A 17235-nucleotide genomic window follows, 5' to 3' on the forward strand; every position below is an offset into this window, starting at 1 on the left:
CGGACTCCCGAGCATGCCGACGCTACCGCAGGTCGGGCGGCGGTGTCGCGGTCGGGTGTCGGTGCGTAGGATGGTACCGCGGCCGAATCGATTCGAGCGTGGCCGCGATCACCACTCGCACCCACCCTCACCGCTGAAGGACCCGTCGTGACCGCGCCCGCCACCACCGGCTCGCTGAGAGTCATCCTGCATCCGGGGGACTCGCTCTCCCGGGCCCAACGGCTCGTCTACGTGTTCGTGCTCGGTGCGCTCACGGCGCTCGGCCCGTTCACGATCGACCTGTACCTGCCGGCGTTCCCCGCGCTGAAGCAGCAGTTCGGGGTCACCGACGGCGCGGTGCAGCTCACGCTCACGGCGACGACGCTCGGGTTCGCGGCCGGGCAGCTGCTCGTCGGCCCGTGGAGCGACAAGGTCGGCCGCCGTCTGCCGCTGATCATCGCGACGACGGTGCACATCGCCGCGTCGATCGGGGCGGCGACCGCGCCGAACATCGAGGTGCTCGGGCTGTTCCGCGTCCTGCAGGGCATGGGTGCCGCTGCCGGTGGCGTCGTCGCGATGGCCACCGTGCGCGACCTGTTCGGCGGGAAGCCGCTGGTCCGGATGCTGTCCCGCCTGGCGATGGTGAACGGGCTCGCACCGATCCTGGCACCGCTCATCGGGTCGCAGATGCTGCGGTTCACGAGCTGGCGCGGGATCTTCGTCTTCCTCGCGTGCTACGGCCTGGCGGTCGTCATCGCCTCGATCCTGCTCATCGTCGAGACGCTGCCGCCGGCTCGTCGCCAGGAGGCCGGCCACTCCACCATGGGGCAGCGCTACCGAGCGCTCTTCTCGGACCGCATCTTCGTCGGGGTCGCGCTCATCGGGGCGATGGTCTTCAGCGGGTTGTTCTCGTACCTCAGCGCGTCACCCTTCCTGTTCCAGGGCGTGTACGGCCTCGACGCCCAGCAGTACGGCCTGCTCTTCGCGGTGAACTCGGTCGGGGTCGTCCTCGGCGTGCAGATCTCGGCACGGCTCGCGCAGCGCGTCGGTCCGCAGTGGATCCTGGCGTGCTCGACGGCCACCCTGTTCCTGGCGTCGACGGCGATCATCGTGCTCGACCTGCTCGGTGCCGGGCTCGTCGGGGTCCTGGTCCCGCTCTGGTTCTTCATCGCCGCGTGCGGGTTCTCGTTCCCGCTCGTGCAGGTCATCGGGCTCGCCTCCCACGGGAAAGAGGCCGGGACCGCGGCCTCGGTCCTGGGTGCGCTGAACTTCGGCGTCGCCGGGCTCATCTCGCCGATCGTCGGCTGGCTCGGGATCACGCAGGCTGCACCGATGGCGGGCGTCATGGCGTCGACGGCCGCGGTCGCGATCCTGCTGCTGTGGTTCGTCGTGCGGCCCCGGACGGTGCCGGCGCTGTCGCACTGAGGTCGGGCGGGTGACTTCTCCACAGGTCGTTCCGCGGGGTCAGCGGCGTCCCTAGGCTGTGGCCATGAGCGACGCGGTGGAGCAGGCACGGGCGGCAGCCGAGGCAGCGCGGGCTGCGGCGGAGGATGCCCGACGGCTCGCCGACGAAGCGGCTGCTCGCGCCGAGGAGCTCGCCGCGGCACTGGCCCAGGCAGCCCCTACGCCAGCAGCGCCCGCGCCGGCACCCGCGCCCGACGCGACGCCCGCGACCGACGTCCCTCCGGCGCCGGAGGGGACCACCCCGGGCCCGACGGCCACGTCGCCGACTGCCACCGAGCCTCCCGTCGGACCGCTCGGGGCGGACGCCGTCGCGGCCGTCCGCGCGGGCTACACGGTGACCGGCACGGCGCTGGAGCTCGGTGCCCTGGTCAACGGCGACGCGCTCCCCGACGTCCAGGTCCGCATCCCCCTCGGCATGCTGAACCGGCACGGCCTGGTCGCCGGTGCGACCGGCACGGGGAAGACCCGTACGCTCCAGCTCCTGGCCGAGCAGATCGCGGCGAACGGCGTCCCCGTGTTCGCCGCGGACGTGAAGGGCGACCTGTCCGGGCTCGCGGTGGCCGGGCAGGGCTCCGAGAAGCTCCTCGCGCGGACCACGGGCATCGGGCAGACCTGGACCCCCGCCGCCAGCCAGGCCGAGTTCTACTCGCTCGGCGGGCAGGGGACCGGCGTGCCGATCCGGGCGACGGTGTCCGGGTTCGGGCCGCTGCTGCTGTCGAAGGTGCTCGGGCTGAACGACACGCAGGAGTCCTCGCTCGGGCTCGTCTTCCACTACGCCGAGCGGGCCGGTCTGGCACTCGTGGACCTCGCCGACCTGCGGAGCGTGCTGACCTTCCTGGTGAGCGACGCCGGCAAGCCCGAACTCGCGGACCTCGGGGGCCTGTCGAAGCAGACGGCCGGGGTCATCCTGCGCGAGCTCGTCACGTTCGCGGACCGTGGCGCCGACCGGTTCTTCGGTGAACCGGAGATCGACACGCAGGTGTTCCTCCGGACGGCGGCGGACGGACGCGGCATCGTGAGCCTGCTCGAGGTGCCGGGGGTGCAGGACCAGCCGGAGGTCTTCTCGACCTTCCTGATGTGGCTGCTCGCGGACCTGTACAACGAGCTGCCGGAGGTCGGCGACCAGGACAAGCCCAAGCTCGTCTTCTTCTTCGACGAGGCCCACCTGCTGTTCACCGGCGCGTCGAAGGACTTCCTCGAGCAGATCGTCCGGACCGTGCGGCTCATCCGGTCGAAGGGCGTCGGCATCGTCTTCGTCACCCAGACGCCGAAGGACGTGCCGAACGACGTCCTGGCGCAGCTGGGCTCCCGCGTACAGCACCAACTCCGCGCACACACCCCGGACGACGCCAAGGCCCTGCGCGCCACCGTCTCGACGTACCCCACGAGCGAGTACGACCTCGGCGAGGTCCTGACCTCCCTGGCCACCGGTGAGGCGATCGTCACCGTGATGAACGAGCAGGGCGCTCCGACCCCGGTGGCGTGGACACGACTGCGCGCACCGCAGGGCTCCATGGACCCGATGCCGGCAGCCGAGATGGAGGCCCGGGTCGCCGCCTCCCCGCTCCTCGCGACGTACGGCACCCCCGTCGACCCCGACTCCGCGCACGAGGTCCTCGCGCGCCGGATGGAGGCGGCAGCGGCGCAGTCGGCCGCCGACGACGCCGCGAAGCAGGCTGCCGCAGCCGAGGCCGAAGCGGCGAAGGAGGCCGCCCGTGCCGCTGCGACGGCGGCGAAGGACGCGGCCACCCGGGCGAAGCAGGAGGCCCGGGAACGGACCGCCGCGCAGCGGGAGTACGAACGCACGCAGCGCGAGTTCGACCAGGCTGAGCGGACGGCGGCGCAGCGTCGTGGGCGTACGACGTCGCGGTCGCGGACCTCGTCGTCCCGGAAGGCCGGCGACCCGTTGTCCGACCTGCTCGGCGGGGGACTGGGCCAGGCGATCGCGAAGGAGGTCGTGCAGGGGATCTTCTCGACGCTGCGCCGCCGACGCTGAGCGACGGAGGCGGTCGGCCTGGGTCAGCAGGGCTGGCGGTGGTCGGCCGGGGTCAGCAGGGCCCGGGGCGGTCGGGCCCGGTCAGCAGGGCTTGCGGCGGTCGGTCGGACGCGTCGGCAGGTACCGCCGGGCGAAGTCCCGCGCCGGCAGCGGGCGGGTGAGCTCCGTGACCTGGACCCCGAGGGCGTCGACGACGCGGTCGAGGCCGTCGTCGCCCCAGACGTCCGAGCGCATCCGGAACAGGTGCCGGTCGTCGGGGCCGTACGCCACGAGGACCCGCGTGGTCCGGTCGACGGAGCTGCCGAAGGTGGTGGCGAGCACCACGCGTTCGACGCAGAGGCGCCCGACGGACCGCATCGGGGTCAGCACGCCCCGGACCGTGACGCCGTCGGAGCTGATGCCGACGAAGGCGGACCGGAGGCGGACGAAGACGATCCCGGCGGCGACGGCCAGCACCACCACGACGGTGGCGACCAGCGCCCAGAGCCGCAGCGGGAACGAGACCCAGACGAGGGCGACGGCGAGCGGCACGGCCGAGAACACGATGCTCAGCGCCGTCGAGCGCACGAGTGCGACGCGGGGGCGGACCAGGACGTCGAACGTCACCGGACCCGCCGTCGCCGCCGTCGTCTCCCCCACGGCCGTCTCCTCGTCCCCTCGGGTGCACCCGCGGTGCGCCGTCGGGGGCGCTCCTGGACGGCGCCCCTGCCGTCTCCGTGTGCACGACCAACCCGTCCGTCGGGTGTGTCGTACCGGCAGCATAGGGGAGGCGTCGGCCACTGCGACAGGTCTGTCCACCCTTCTGGGGGAGCCCCGGGGGAGCGGGGTTCAGCGTGGTCCGCAGGGTGGGGGACCGTGACACGTCATCGCGCCGGATCGGCATCCGATCGGCTCCGGGACGACGAGAGCGCACGGTCCCGGTGGACTCGTGCGCTCTCGGTCGTGCTGGTGTCGCTGCTGTTCTTCGTGGCGGAGAATGGGGGATTCGAACCCCCGAGGGCTTGCACCCAACACGCTTTCCAAGCGTGCGCCATAGGCCACTAGGCGAATTCTCCTGGCACCATCTCGCGATGACGACACCCCATGGTACAGGTCTTCGCGGGTGTGGACGACCACGTCTCTCCACAGGTCCACTCGCTCCCAGAGGGCACGGCAGCGGCACGGCTAGCCTGGAGCGGTGTCGACCCGCATCTACATCACGTCAGCAGAAGGACACACGGGCAAGAGCACGGTGGCGCTCGGTGTCCTCGAGACCCTCGCCCGCACGGTCGGACGCGTCGGCGTGTTCCGGCCCGTCGCCCGTTCGGTGGAGGAACCCGACTACGTGCTCGAGCTCCTGCTCCAGCACACCGACGCCGGCCAGTCCTACGACGACGCCGTCGGCGTGACGTACGACGACGTCCATGCCGACCCGGACGCGGCGCTCGCCACCATCGTCGGCCGGTTCGCCCAGGTCGAGCGCCAGTGCGACGCCGTCGTGGTCCTCGGCTCCGACTACACCGACGTCGGCAGCCCCACCGAGCTCTCCTTCAACGCCAAGGTCGCGGCGAACCTCGGCGCGCCGGTGCTCCTGGTCCTCGGCGGGCGGGACTCGGCCGAGCGCGGTGCCAGGACGGCTGCCGACATGGGCCAGGTCGCCGAGGTCACGACGAGCGAACTCCGCGCCGCGCACGCGCAGCTGCTCGGGATCGTCGTCAACCGCGCCGACCCGGACGCGCTGGCCGCCATCTGCGACGTTGTGTCCGCAGCCGTGCAGGACCACCACCCCGACACCCTCGTGTGGGCGATCCCGGAGGACTCGGTCCTCGTCGCCCCGACCGTGCGCGCCCTGCTCGCCGCCACCGAGGCCACGCTGGTCCGCGGCGACGACGCCCTGCTCGACCGCGAAGCCCTCGGCACGGTCGTCGCGGGCATGAGCATGGAGAACGTGCTCCCGCGGCTGATCGAGGGCGGCATCGTCGTGGTGCCGGGGGACCGCAACGACGTCCTCATCGCGACGCTCCTGGCGAACCAGTCGGACACGTTCCCGAGCCTCGCCGGCGTGATCCTCAACGGCGGGTTCGAGACGGCACCGCAGATCACCCGGCTGCTCGAGGGCCTGTCGAGCTCGCTGCCGATCGCGAGCAACGACCTCGGCACGTACGACACGGCGCTGCGCATCACGCAGACCCGGGGGCGGCTCGCGGCGGACTCCCCGCGGAAGGCCGACCTGGCGTTGTCGCTGTTCGAGCGGCACGTGCAGGCCGACGACCTCCTCGCCCGGCTCCAGGTCACGCCGTCCGGGGTCGTCACGCCGCTCATGTTCGAGCACGGGCTGCTCGACCGGGCTCGTGAGTACGGCACACGCATCGTGCTGCCGGAGGGCGACGACGACCGCATCCTCCGTGCGGCCTCGACGCTGCTGCAGCGGCAGGTCTGCGCGCTCACGATCCTCGGCGACCCGGCGGCGATCCGGGCGCGGGCGACGGAGCTCGGCCTCGACCTCGATGCCGCCCAGCTCGTGTCGCCGTTCGACCCCGAGCTCCGTGAGCGCTTCGCCGAGGAGTACACCAGGCTCCGCGCCCACAAGGGGATGAGCATCGAGCTCGCCCGCGACACCGTGACCGACGTCTCGTACTTCGGCACGATGATGGTGCAGCTCGGACTCGCCGACGGCATGGTGTCCGGCGCCAGGCACACGACCGCGCACACGATCCGACCGTCCTTCGAGATCATCAAGACCCGTCCGGACACGTCCATCGTGTCGAGCGTGTTCCTGATGGCGCTCGCCGACCGCGTGCTCGTCTACGGCGACTGCGCGGTGATCCCCGACCCGACCAGCGAACAGCTGGCGGACATCGCGATCTCCTCCGCCGAGACCGCGACCCAGTTCGGCATCGAGCCCCGTGTGGCGATGCTGAGCTACTCGACGGGGGACAGCGGCTCCGGTGCCGACGTCGACAAGGTCCGCGCGGGCACCGCCTTCGTGCGGGAGCGTCGACCCGACCTGCTCGTGGAGGGGCCGATTCAGTACGACGCCGCCGCCGACCCGACCGTCGCGAGCACGAAGATGCCGGACTCGCCCGTCGCCGGCCACGCAACGGTGTTCGTCTTCCCGGACCTCAACACGGGCAACAACACCTACAAGGCGGTCCAGCGGTCCGCCGGCGCGGTCGCGATCGGCCCGGTGCTGCAGGGGCTCCGCAAGCCGATCAACGACCTGTCCCGCGGGGCACTCGTCAGCGACATCGTCAACACCGTGGCCATCACGGCGATCCAGGCGGGCACCGCGCGGACGGACGGCAGCACGACCGCCGATGCCGCAGCGCCTTCGGACGCTGCACCGACCGACACCGTGACCAGCGCTCGCTGAGCGCCGGACGCCTCCCGAGCCTCCAGACCGGCCCCAGGGCCATGCACAGAAAGCGAGTCACCGTGACCGCCGCCCTCGTCGTGAACTCCGGATCGAGTTCGTTCAAGTACCAGCTCATCGAGCTCGACGGCGAGCGTGAGCTCGCTTCCGGCCTCGTCGAGCGCATCGGCGAGTCGACGGGTGCGTGGAAGCACACGAACGCGCTGACGGGGGAGTCGTCGTCGAACGACTCGGCATCGGTCCCTGACCACGCCGCCGGGTTCCAGGCGATGATCGACGCGTTCGCGAAGGTCGGACCGTCGTTCGACGAGCACCCGCCGTCGGTCGTGGGGCACCGTGTCGTCCACGGCGGCACGGCCTTCGACGCCGCCACGATCGTCACGGACGAGGTCGAGCAGCAGATCGAGGCCCTGTCGAGCTTGGCGCCGCTGCACAACCCCGCGAACCTCGAGGGGATCCGCGCCGCGAAGCAGGTGTTCTCCGACGTGCCGCACGTCGCCGTGTTCGACACCGCGTTCCACCAGACGATGCCGCCGCACGCGTACACGTACGCGATCCCGGCGGACCTCGCCGAGCAACACCAGATCCGCCGCTACGGCATGCACGGCACGAGCCACAAGTACGTCTCCGAGCAGGCGGCCGTGTTTCTCGACCGTCCCCTGTCGGAGCTGAAGACGATCGTGCTGCACCTCGGCAACGGGGCATCGGCCGCGGCGATCGACGGCGGGCGGTCGATCGAGACCTCGATGGGGTTGACGCCGCTCGAAGGCCTCGTCATGGGCACCCGGTCCGGGGACCTCGACCCCGCTGTGCTCATCCACCTGCACCGTGAGGCCGGGATGTCGTTCGACGACCTCGACACGATGCTGAACAAGCAGTCCGGGCTGCTCGGCCTGACCGGCAACGGCGACATGCGCGACGTGCAGGCAGCGGCGATCGACGGGGACGAGGCGGCCGAGGCAGCGCTCGCCGTCTACCGGCACCGCATCCGTCGCTACGTCGGGGCGTACACCGCGCAGCTCGGCGGGCTCGACGCCGTCGTGTTCACGGCGGGCGTGGGGGAGAACAACGCGCTGCTGCGGCGCCGGGTGCTGGCCGGGCTGGGGCACCTCGGGATCGAGATCGACGACGACCGGAACGAGCTGCACGCGAAGGACGCTCGGCTCATCTCGACGGATGCCTCGCGGGTCGCCGTGCTGGTCATCCCGACGAACGAGGAGCTCGAGATCGCTCGGCAGTCGGCGGCCGTCGCGCTGTAGTCGCGGGTGCGGCGTCGAGTACGCGTGCGGGCGCGGTGTCGGGAGCGGGTGCGGGTGGGAGCGCGGCGTCGAGTGCGAGACGCCGGCGTCTCGGTGAGACACCGCGGTACGTGCGAGACGCCGCCGAAAACTGCGGCGTCTCGAGGAGTCCACGGCGTCTCACTCATACGGGGGTGTCTCGCTGCTGACGCTGCACGAGACACCGGCGTCTCACGCTCACGCGGTTGTCTCGGGTAGACGCCGGCGTCTCGCCGAGGACGTCGCTGCGGATCGGCCCGAGCCTGTCAGACGCCGGCGTCTCGGTGAGACACCGCGGCACGTGTGAGACGCCGCCGAAAACTGCGGCGTTTCGAGGAGTCCGCGGCGTCTCATGCAGACGGGAGTGTCTCGCTGCTGATGCTGCACGAGACACCGGCGTCTCACGCAGATGGGGGCGTTTCGCTGCCGGCCCCGCGCAGACACGCCGGCGTCTCACGCAGACAGGGGCGTTTCGCTGCCGGCCCCGCGCAGACACGCCGGTGTCTCGCGCAGACGGGGGTGTCTCGCAGGAGGACCAGCGGCACCAGCAGAGCCCGCGGCAGCGCCCCCGCCTCAGCCCAGCGCCGCGAGCGCCGCCGGGATCGGCGTGTCGCCGCTCGTGACCTCGAACTGCACGCCCACCGCGGTGTCGTCGAGCAGCGCGTGCATCACGACCGCGGCGACGTCGGCGCGGGGGATCGACCCCCGCGGCACGGTGCGCCCCACGGTGACGGTGCCCTGCGGCGGGGTGTCGAGCAGCCCGCCCGGGCGCACGATCGTCCAGCGGAGGCGGCGAGCCCGGAGGTTCGCGTCAGCCTCGGCCTTGGCGCGCAGGTAGACCTGGAACACCGCGTCCTCGTCCTGCGCCGGCACCACGGCCCGGGTGGCGTCGTACGTGTCGGCGCCCATCGCGGAGATCATCACGTAGCGCTCGATGCCCGACCGCACGGCGGCGTCGGCGAGCACCACGGCTCCGTCGCGGTCGACCGAGAGCTTCCGCTCGGCCCCGCTGCCCGGTCCGGCGCCGGCGGCGAAGACCACCGCGTCGACGCCGCGCAGGCGCAGTGCCAGGTCGTCGTCGTCGAGCTGCTCGAGGTCGGCGACCACCGCGGTCGCACCCGTCTGTTCGACGTCGGCGACGTGGGCGGGGTTCCGGACGATGCCGATGGCCTGGTGTCCGGCGTCGGTGAGCTGTCGGGCGAGGAGGAGGGCGATCTGGCCGTGTCCTCCGGCGATGGCGATCTTCATGTCGTCAATCCTGCCCCCTGTGATCCGGTAGACTTCTCGGCGGCTCCTCACGTGACGCCATCCAGGCCAACTCCCCCAGGGCGGAAACGCAGCAAGGGCAACCTGGCTCTGACGGGTGCGTGAGGAGTCTTTTTCATGTCCGGGTGGGACAACCTCCCGATCGTGTGTGAAGATCATCCCAGGAACCCCCAACCAGGGTCCCGACCACTCCCGACGAACCATCGGGAGGATCAGCCCCTCCGGCTCACCACCGGGGGGAATCCGAGGATCAGGTGACGGGTGCGCCCGTCAGGATGAGGAACACACATGCGCAAGCACGTGTCGCTTCGTGGTACCCGAACGCACGGGACCGGCGACAGGACAGGACGACTCTCCGTCGGCGACCGACGACTGCTGCTCCGCAGTGGCGTCGTGGCCACGGTCACCGCGCTCATCGCCGCGACCGTGGCGATCCAGCCGGCGGCGGCGGCCCAGAACGACCTCACCGAGGGCGAAGGCGTCCTGCTCGGGGGATCGGGCATCGTCGACGTCGACACCCTGGCGCAGCTCGCCGGGGCGTACTCGGCCAGGGGCACGACGAGCGGCGGCGGCACCACGAGCCAGCCGCTCGACGTCACGGCCCTGAACGCGGTCAACGTCGACCTCGGGAACGACATCGACCTGCTCGGGCCGAACGGCATCCTCCGGCTCGGGGTCGCCGGGCAGTACGCCACGACGTCCTCCACCGGCGCCACCGCGTCCTCGGGCGCGGTCACCGGCAACGGAGCGATCGGCGTCGGCTCGGGCACGAACGGGTCCGGCGCGACCGTGAACCTCGACCCGCTGCTGTCCCGCGTCGGTGCGGACGCATCGGTGCTCGCGGACGGACGGCTCACCGTCGGGGCGCTCGCGTCGACGATCTCCGCCGCGCGTGGCTCGACCGTCACCACCACGAGCGACTACCGGATCGCGAACGCGCAGCTCAGCCTGCAGAGCCCAGCGGTCGCCGGGCTGACCACGGCGCTCCGCAGCGACCTCCGGACGTTCTCGTCCGGCGTGAACTCCACGCTCGGGGCGAACGGTGCGCTCTCGGGCGTCACCGGGCAGCTGACGACGGGCCTCACGGGGGCGCTGTCCTCGCTCGGGCTCGTGTCGCTCAACGGCACGACCGCTCGGGCGACCGTCGACCTCAACCTCGACGACACGCTGACGCAGGTCCTCGCGCAGCCGCTCACGTCCGGGGCGGTCACCCTCACCCCGTCGACGGGCGCGGTCACGGTCGACCTCGACCAGCTCACGGCGCTCAACGGCCAGCCGGCGAACACGCCCGTGCTGACGCAGCAGGCGGTGACCTCGATCAACACGGCGATCGCCGACATCCTCGGCCGCCAGCTCCCGACGGCGCTGCAGACCGCGGTCGTGAACACCGTCAACTCGACCGCGATCACGATCCGGGTCACCGCCAACGCGACGATCGCCGGCCTGCCGGTCGCACCGCTCACCGTCAACGTCGCGACCACCCTCGGACAGGTCCTCGGCACCACGACCGGCACGCCGGTCGTCACCGCCTCGGGCCTCGGGCTCCTCGGCTCCGCGCTGCTGCCCGTCGTCACGCCCGTCGTGACCACCACGCTCATCCCGGGCGTCCGCGCCGTCGCCGGGCCGCTCCTCACCGGTGACGCCCTCACCACGCTCGGGACCACGCTGACCGCGACGACCACGGCAGTCTCGCGGCTGCTCTCGCCCGTGGTGCTGCTGCTGCGCCAGGTGATCGACCTCACCGTGAACGCGCAGGACACCACGACCGGCTTCCGCGACCGCCGCGGTTCCGACGCCGGCACCCGCAGCGTCCACGCCCTCCGCCTGTCGATCCTGCCGGGGGCGGACGTCTCCACCGTCGACCTCGCCACGTCGACCGTGCGGGCCGCGGCCGTGGCTCCCGTGACCATCACCGCGCCGACCGCGAACCAGTCGTTCAGCGTGCCGACCGCGAACGCCACCCGGTCCATCACCGTCAGCGGCACCGGCGACCCGGGCGCCGCGATCGCGGTCGACCTCGGCGACGACCGCACCGCCACGGCCACGGTCGCCGCGGACGGCACCTGGACCACCGCCGTCGCGAGCGTCCCCACCGGGACCTTCACCGCGACGGCCACCCAGACGGTCGGTGGCGCGGCCGCCGGCACGGCGACCCAGACCTTCTCGGTCGTCGCCCAGCGGGCCCTGACGATCACGACACCGACCACCTGTCAGACCTTCACCATCGCCGGTGCCTCGGCCCCGGTGACCGTGACCGGTTCCGCGACGCCGAACGCCACCATCGCCGTGGACCTCGGTGACGGCCGCACGGCCACCGGCACCGCCGACGACACGGGAGCGTGGTCCGTCACCGTGCCGGGCGTCCCGGCCGGCAGCTACACCGCCAGCGTCACGCAGACCGTGGCGGACGCGACCTCCGCCCCGACCGAGCGGACGTTCCGCGTGGTCCGGGCAGCGACGCTGACCGTCACCACCCCGACCGCCGGGCAGGAGTTCCCGGTCGCCGACGCAGCCGCCACCCGGGACGTGCGTGTCTCCGGCACCGGTCAGGCCGGCGCGACGATCGACGTCGACGCGAGTGACGGTCGCACGGCCACCGCCACGGTGGACGCCGACGGCACCTGGTCGACCACGCTCCAGCGGGTCCCCGTCGGCGACCACACCGCCCGGGTCACGCAGACGATCGGCGACTCGACGAGCGCCGTGGTCCGCCGCGCGTTCTCGGTGACCGCAGCGCCTGCACTGACGATCGCCGCACCGGAAGACGACAGCACCATCACCGTCGCCGACGCGTCCTCGACCACGCCGGTCACGGTCCGCGGCACCGCTGCGCCCGACGCCCGCGTCGACGTCTCGATCGGCGGCGCGTTCGTCGCCACGGTGACGGCGGACGACGACGGCGCCTGGACCACCACCTACCGCGGTGTCCCCGTCGGCCCCAGGACCGTCACGGCGACCCAGACGGTCGGCGGTTCCACGTCCCGCCCGGTCACCTCGACCTTCACCATCGCCGCCGGCGACGCCCTGACGATCACCGACCCGGCTGACGGCGACGTCGTCACGGTCCTCGGCCAGCGCACCGACCTACCGGTCACCGGTACGGCCGAAGCGGGCGCCGACGTCGCGGTCAGCCTCGGCGACGACCTGACGGCGACGACCACGGCCGACGACGACGGCGACTGGACGGTCACCGTCCGTGACGTCCCGGTCGGCCGGCACACGATCGCCGCGACGCAGACGGTGAACGGCACGACCTCGCCGGTCCTCGAGCAGGTCGTGACGGTCCGCACGGCGACGCCGCTCGGCGTCACCGCCCCGACCCAGGGGTCGACGACGACGGTGGCGCAGGCCTCGTCGCGGATCGACGTCCCGGTCTCCGGCACCGCCGAGCCCGGCGCTCGGGTGACGGTCGTCCTCGACGACGGCACCCCCCTGACCACGACCGCAACCAGCACCGGCGGCACGTGGCGCGTCACGCTGCCGGCCGTCCGCACGGGCGACCACACCGTCTCGGTCACCCAGACCGTGAACGGTGTGGAGAGCGCCGCGATCGACCGCGACTTCACCGTCGAGGCCGGCGCGGCCCTGCGGATCGACACCCCGACGGCACGGCAGGACGTCCCCGCCGGCGGTGACGCCACGGCAGCCGTGATCGCGAGCGGCTCCGCCGAGGCCGGCGCCACCGTGACGGTGCGCTTCGACGACGGCGACCCGATCGTGGTCACCGCCGGACCCGACGGCCGCTGGACGGCTCCGGCGACCGGTGGCACGTCGCTGCCGATCGGTGCCCACACGGTGACCGCCACGCAGACCGTGAACGGCACCGACGGCCCCGTCGTCGACCGCGACTTCACGGTCGTGCCCGGCCGTGCGATCACGATCGACACCCCGCCGACCGGTCTCCGGTTCGTGGTGGTCGACGAGGACGCCACCGCCGACGTCCGGATCACCGGCACCGCCGAGCCCGGCGCTGACGTCGCCGTCTCCGTGGGCGGCACCCTGCTCACGACGTCGGCCGACCCCGACACCGGGGCGTGGGCCGTCACCGCGGGGGACCTCGCGCCGACCGGCACCTACACCGTCAACGCCACGCAGACGATCAACGGCGTCGACACCAGCGCCCTGCCGATCACGTTCCAGGTCGTCACCGCGGCCCCGGTCCGGATCACCACGCCGGGCGCCGACGACACCACCACCGTCGCGGGCGAGGACGTCACCACCGACGTCACCGTCTCCGGCACCGCACAGCCCGGCGCCTCCGTCACGGCCAGCACCCCCGGTGCGACGGACGCCACCGCGACCGTCCGCGACGACGGCACCTGGACGGTCACGTTCCCGGACCTCGCCGTCGGTGACCACCCGGTCTCCGTCACGCAGACGCTCGGTGGCGACACCTCGGTGCCCGTCGAGCGGACGGTGTCCGTCGTCGCCGCCGACCCGGTGCGGGTCACGAGCCCGGCCGCCGACGACGTCCTGTACGTCATCGGCGACGACGGCACACGGGACGTCACCGTCTCCGGTACCGCAGCGGCCGGAGCACCGGTCTCGGTGCGGCTCGGCGACGACGAGCTGACCACGACCGCGGACGCCGACGGCGACTGGACGGTCACCTTCACCGGCGTGCCGGTGGGCGACCAGCCCGTCACCGCGACCCAGACGGTCGCCGGCACCACGGCCTCCAGTCCGGACCGCACCGTCTCGGTGCAGGCAGCCGACGACGTCACCATCACCACGCCGGAGGACGGGACGCGACTCCTCGTCGCGGACGCGGACGGCACGGCTGACGTGCGGACGGGAGGCTCGGCGCAGCCGGGCGCGTCCGTCACGGTCCGCCTCTCCGACGGTTCCACCCGGACCGTCACCGCCGACGACGACGGCACCTGGTCCTGGACCTTCGAGGACCGGCCCGTCGGTGACCTGCGGGTCACCGCGACCGAGCGGTTCGCCGGCCAGACCTCGGCAGCGGAGCCCGTCACGGTCTCCGTGGTCGCCGGAGCGCGGCTGACCGTCACCGACCCCGCCCGCGCCACGCGCGTCACGGTCGCTGACGACGACGCCACCACCGACGTCGACTTCGCGGGGACCGGCCAGCCCGGCGCCACCGTGACCGTCGACCTCGGCGCAGGGGGCTCCGCGACCGCCACCGTGCGGGGCGACGGCTCCTGGGACACGACCGTCCAGGACGTGCCCACCGGCTCCCACACCGCGTCGGTGACCCAGGCGCTGAACGGCACGACGAGCGCGGCGGTCGAACGCCCCGTGACCGTCGTGGCCGCGGCCGACCTGACGATCCGCCAGCCCGACGCCGACGAGCCGGTCACGGTCGCCGACGGTGACCAGACCACGACGGTCGTCGTCGCCGGTGACGCCCAGCCGGGCGCGACGGTGACGGTGACCGTGGACGACCGCGACCCGGTGGAGGTCACCGCGGGCACGGACGGCACCTGGACGGTGGAGGTCCCGCGCCTCGGCGTCGGCGACCACGACGTCAGCGTCACGCAGACCGTCGACGGCTCCACCTCGACGGCACCCGTCACCTCGACCTTCGAGGTCGTCGCCGGCGCGCCCGTCCGGGTGACCACGCCGACCACCGACGCGGAGTTCCCCGTCGGGGACGCCGACGCCACCACCACGATCCGGGTCAGCGGCACCGCCGAGCCCCGCGCGAACGTCGTCGTGGACCTCGGTGGCGGCCGGAGCGAGTCCACGACCGTCGACAGCGACGGCCGTTGGACCGTCGACGTCGCGGGCGTCGGAGCCGGCGACCCGGTGGTGTCGGTGACGCAGCGCATCGGCGACACGGAGTCCGCTCCGGTCACCGTGCCGGTCCACGTCGTCGTCGCCGACCCGATCACGATCGCGGTCCCCGCCGACCAGTCGACGATCCGCGTCGCCCAGGACGACTCGACCACGACCGTCACCGCCAGCGGTGCGGCCGCGGTCGGCGCCACCGTCCGGGTCCGTCTCGACGACGGCACCGTGCGGAGCACCACCGCGACGGACGCCGGCACGTGGTCGGTCGACTTCACCCGGGTCGGGACGGGGCGCCACACCGTGCGCGCCACCCAGACCGTCGACGGGTCCACGTCGAGCCCGGTCACCTCGCGGTTCACCGTCGCCGGTGCCACCACCCTGGCGATCGACACCCCCGCGGCCGGCTCGACGATCACCGTCCCCGCCGGCACCACCGGCACGGACGTGGTCGTCAACGGCACCGGCCAGCCCGGCGCCACCGTCGTGGTGGTCGCCGACGGCGGCGACCCCGTCGAGGTGCCCGTCGGGACGGACGGCCGCTGGACGACCACCCTCCAGGGCCTCGACGCCGGCGCCCACCAGCTGTCGGTGACGCAGGTCGTCAACGGCACGACGTCCGACCCGGTCGGCCGCGGCTTCACCGTCGTGGTCGCCGACGCGGAGAGCATCGTCGTGACCTCGCCGGCACCGGGCACCGTGTACCGGGTGCTCGGCGGCCCGACCGACGTCGTCGTGTCCGGCACGGCAGCGGCACGCGCCGCGGTGTCGGTGTCGATCCACGGCGGGGCGGCGGTCACGACGACGGCCGACACCGACGGCGCCTGGCGCGTCACCGTGCCGGGCATCGGCACCGGATCGCACACCATCGCCGCGACGCAGACCGTCGGCGGCCGGGACAGCACCGCCTCCGAGGTCGGGTTCTCCGTGGTCGCCGCGACGCCGGTGACCGTGTCGAGCCCCACCGACGGCCAGGTGTTCCCGGTCACGGGTGACACCGCGTGGATCCCGGTGAGCGGCACCGCCGAGCCCGGGGCGACCGTCACGGTCGAGCTCGACGGACAGACCGTCGAGACGACGGCCGGGGACGACGGTTCGTGGACGGCGACCGTCGACGACGTGTCGACCGGCACCCACACGGTCTCCGTCACGGAGACGGTCGGGGGGCGCACGTCCGACCCCGTGACCGCCGACGTCCGGGTCGTCACGGCTCAGCCGGACGACGTGGTGATCACCGCGCCGACCCCCGGGCAGCTCATCCCGGCCACCGGGACCGGCTCGACCGGCTCCTTCACGGTGACCGGTCAGGCGACGCCGGGCGTCATGGTCACGGTCACCCTGTCCACCGGGCAGGTCCGCACCACCACCGCCGACGACGACGGCGACTGGAGCGTCGTGTTCGACCGGGTGCCGGAGGGGGAGTGGACCATCGGTGCGACGCAGACCGTCAACGGGGTGGCCGCCACGGCGCCGACGGTGACGATCGTGGTCCAGGCGGTGGACCCGCTCGCGGTCACGTCGCCGATGCCCGGACAGCACCAGACCGCCGGCGACGCGGGCTGGGTCGACTGGACCGTCACCGGGACCGCCGAGCCGGGCGCGACCGTCACGGTCTGGGCGGGCGACGGGACCCCGGTCACGACGACCGCCGACGCGGACGGCTCCTGGTCGGTCGTGCTCCGGCTGCCCGTCGGGACGCACCAGCTCACCGCGACGCAGACCGTCCGTGGCGTCACGTCCGCCCCGCAGGTGCGGACCGTCATGGTCGACGCCGCGGTCGCGGGGCAGCCGACCGAGCCGGGTCAGCCGGGCACGCCCGGTCTGCCGGGCACGCCGGGTCTGCCGGGCACGCCCGGTCTGCCGGGCACGCCGGGTCTGCCGGGCACGCCGGGTCTGCCCGGGACGCCCGGCTTCCCGGGCACGGGCGGGACCGGCCTGCCGGGCTCCGGGGTGGGCGGCGGCACGGCCGGCGGCACCGGTGGCTCGACCGGCGGGACCTCCGGTCAGGGGACGCCGCGCGGTGACCTCGCCTTCACCGGCGCCGACGTCGCCCCGCTCGCCGGAGCGGCCGGCGGCCTGGTGGTCCTCGGGTTCCTGCTGCTCGGCCTGTCGCGCCTGGCACGCAGCGTCCGCCGCCGCCGGAGCTGACG

The 17235-nt window shown here is 73.2% G+C and carries 7 protein-coding genes, 1 tRNA gene and 1 other RNA gene; 6 read left to right on the forward strand and 3 right to left on the reverse strand.

Annotated features, from left to right (window positions below; genetic code table 11):
• Positions 1 to 147: 147 nt before the first annotated feature.
• Entirely contained in the window at positions 148 to 1404 is a 1257-nt protein-coding gene (locus BIU98_RS01505; RefSeq protein WP_254787756.1) for a multidrug effflux MFS transporter, read from the forward strand.
• Positions 1405 to 1468: 64 nt separating this feature from the next.
• Complete coding sequence (locus tag BIU98_RS01510) at positions 1469 to 3439, forward strand: helicase HerA-like domain-containing protein (RefSeq protein WP_071270589.1); 1971 nt, start codon at positions 1469 to 1471, stop codon at positions 3437 to 3439.
• 81 nt (positions 3440 to 3520) lie between these two features.
• Here the strand turns inward: BIU98_RS01510 and BIU98_RS01515 are convergent, their stop codons facing one another.
• Positions 3521 to 4078, reverse strand: a complete 558-nt coding sequence (locus BIU98_RS01515; protein WP_071270249.1) for a hypothetical protein — start codon at positions 4076 to 4078, stop codon at positions 3521 to 3523.
• Between the two features lie 328 nt (positions 4079 to 4406).
• Positions 4407 to 4494: transfer RNA gene (locus BIU98_RS01520), tRNA-Ser, on the reverse strand.
• A gap of 122 nt (positions 4495 to 4616) precedes the next feature.
• Between BIU98_RS01520 and pta the strand changes: the two genes are divergently transcribed.
• Together pta and BIU98_RS01530 are read left to right on the forward strand one after the other, a co-directional pair.
• The gene (gene pta, locus BIU98_RS01525) at positions 4617 to 6791 is read left to right on the forward strand and encodes a phosphate acetyltransferase (protein WP_071270252.1); all 2175 of its coding nucleotides are present in this window, start codon (positions 4617 to 4619) and stop codon (positions 6789 to 6791) included.
• Between the two features lie 62 nt (positions 6792 to 6853).
• A complete protein-coding gene (locus BIU98_RS01530) occupies positions 6854 to 8050 on the forward strand; it encodes an acetate/propionate family kinase (protein WP_071270255.1) in 1197 nt (398 codons plus the stop codon).
• 591 nt (positions 8051 to 8641) lie between these two features.
• On the opposite strand, the gene BIU98_RS01535 is transcribed toward BIU98_RS01530, so the two are convergent.
• Positions 8642 to 9316, reverse strand: coding sequence for an NAD(P)H-binding protein (locus BIU98_RS01535; RefSeq protein WP_071270258.1), 675 nt, complete (start codon positions 9314 to 9316; stop codon positions 8642 to 8644).
• Positions 9317 to 9354: 38 nt separating this feature from the next.
• Here BIU98_RS01535 and ffs point away from each other — a divergent pair.
• Positions 9355 to 9451, forward strand: an RNA gene (gene ffs / locus BIU98_RS01540) — signal recognition particle sRNA small type.
• A gap of 171 nt (positions 9452 to 9622) precedes the next feature.
• Entirely contained in the window at positions 9623 to 17233 is a 7611-nt protein-coding gene (locus BIU98_RS01545) for an Ig-like domain-containing protein (protein WP_071270261.1), read from the forward strand.
• Positions 17234 to 17235 lie beyond the last annotated feature (2 nt).

This window comes from Curtobacterium sp. MMLR14_010 (assembly GCF_001865015.1).
Lineage (GTDB): Bacteria > Actinomycetota > Actinomycetes > Actinomycetales > Microbacteriaceae > Curtobacterium.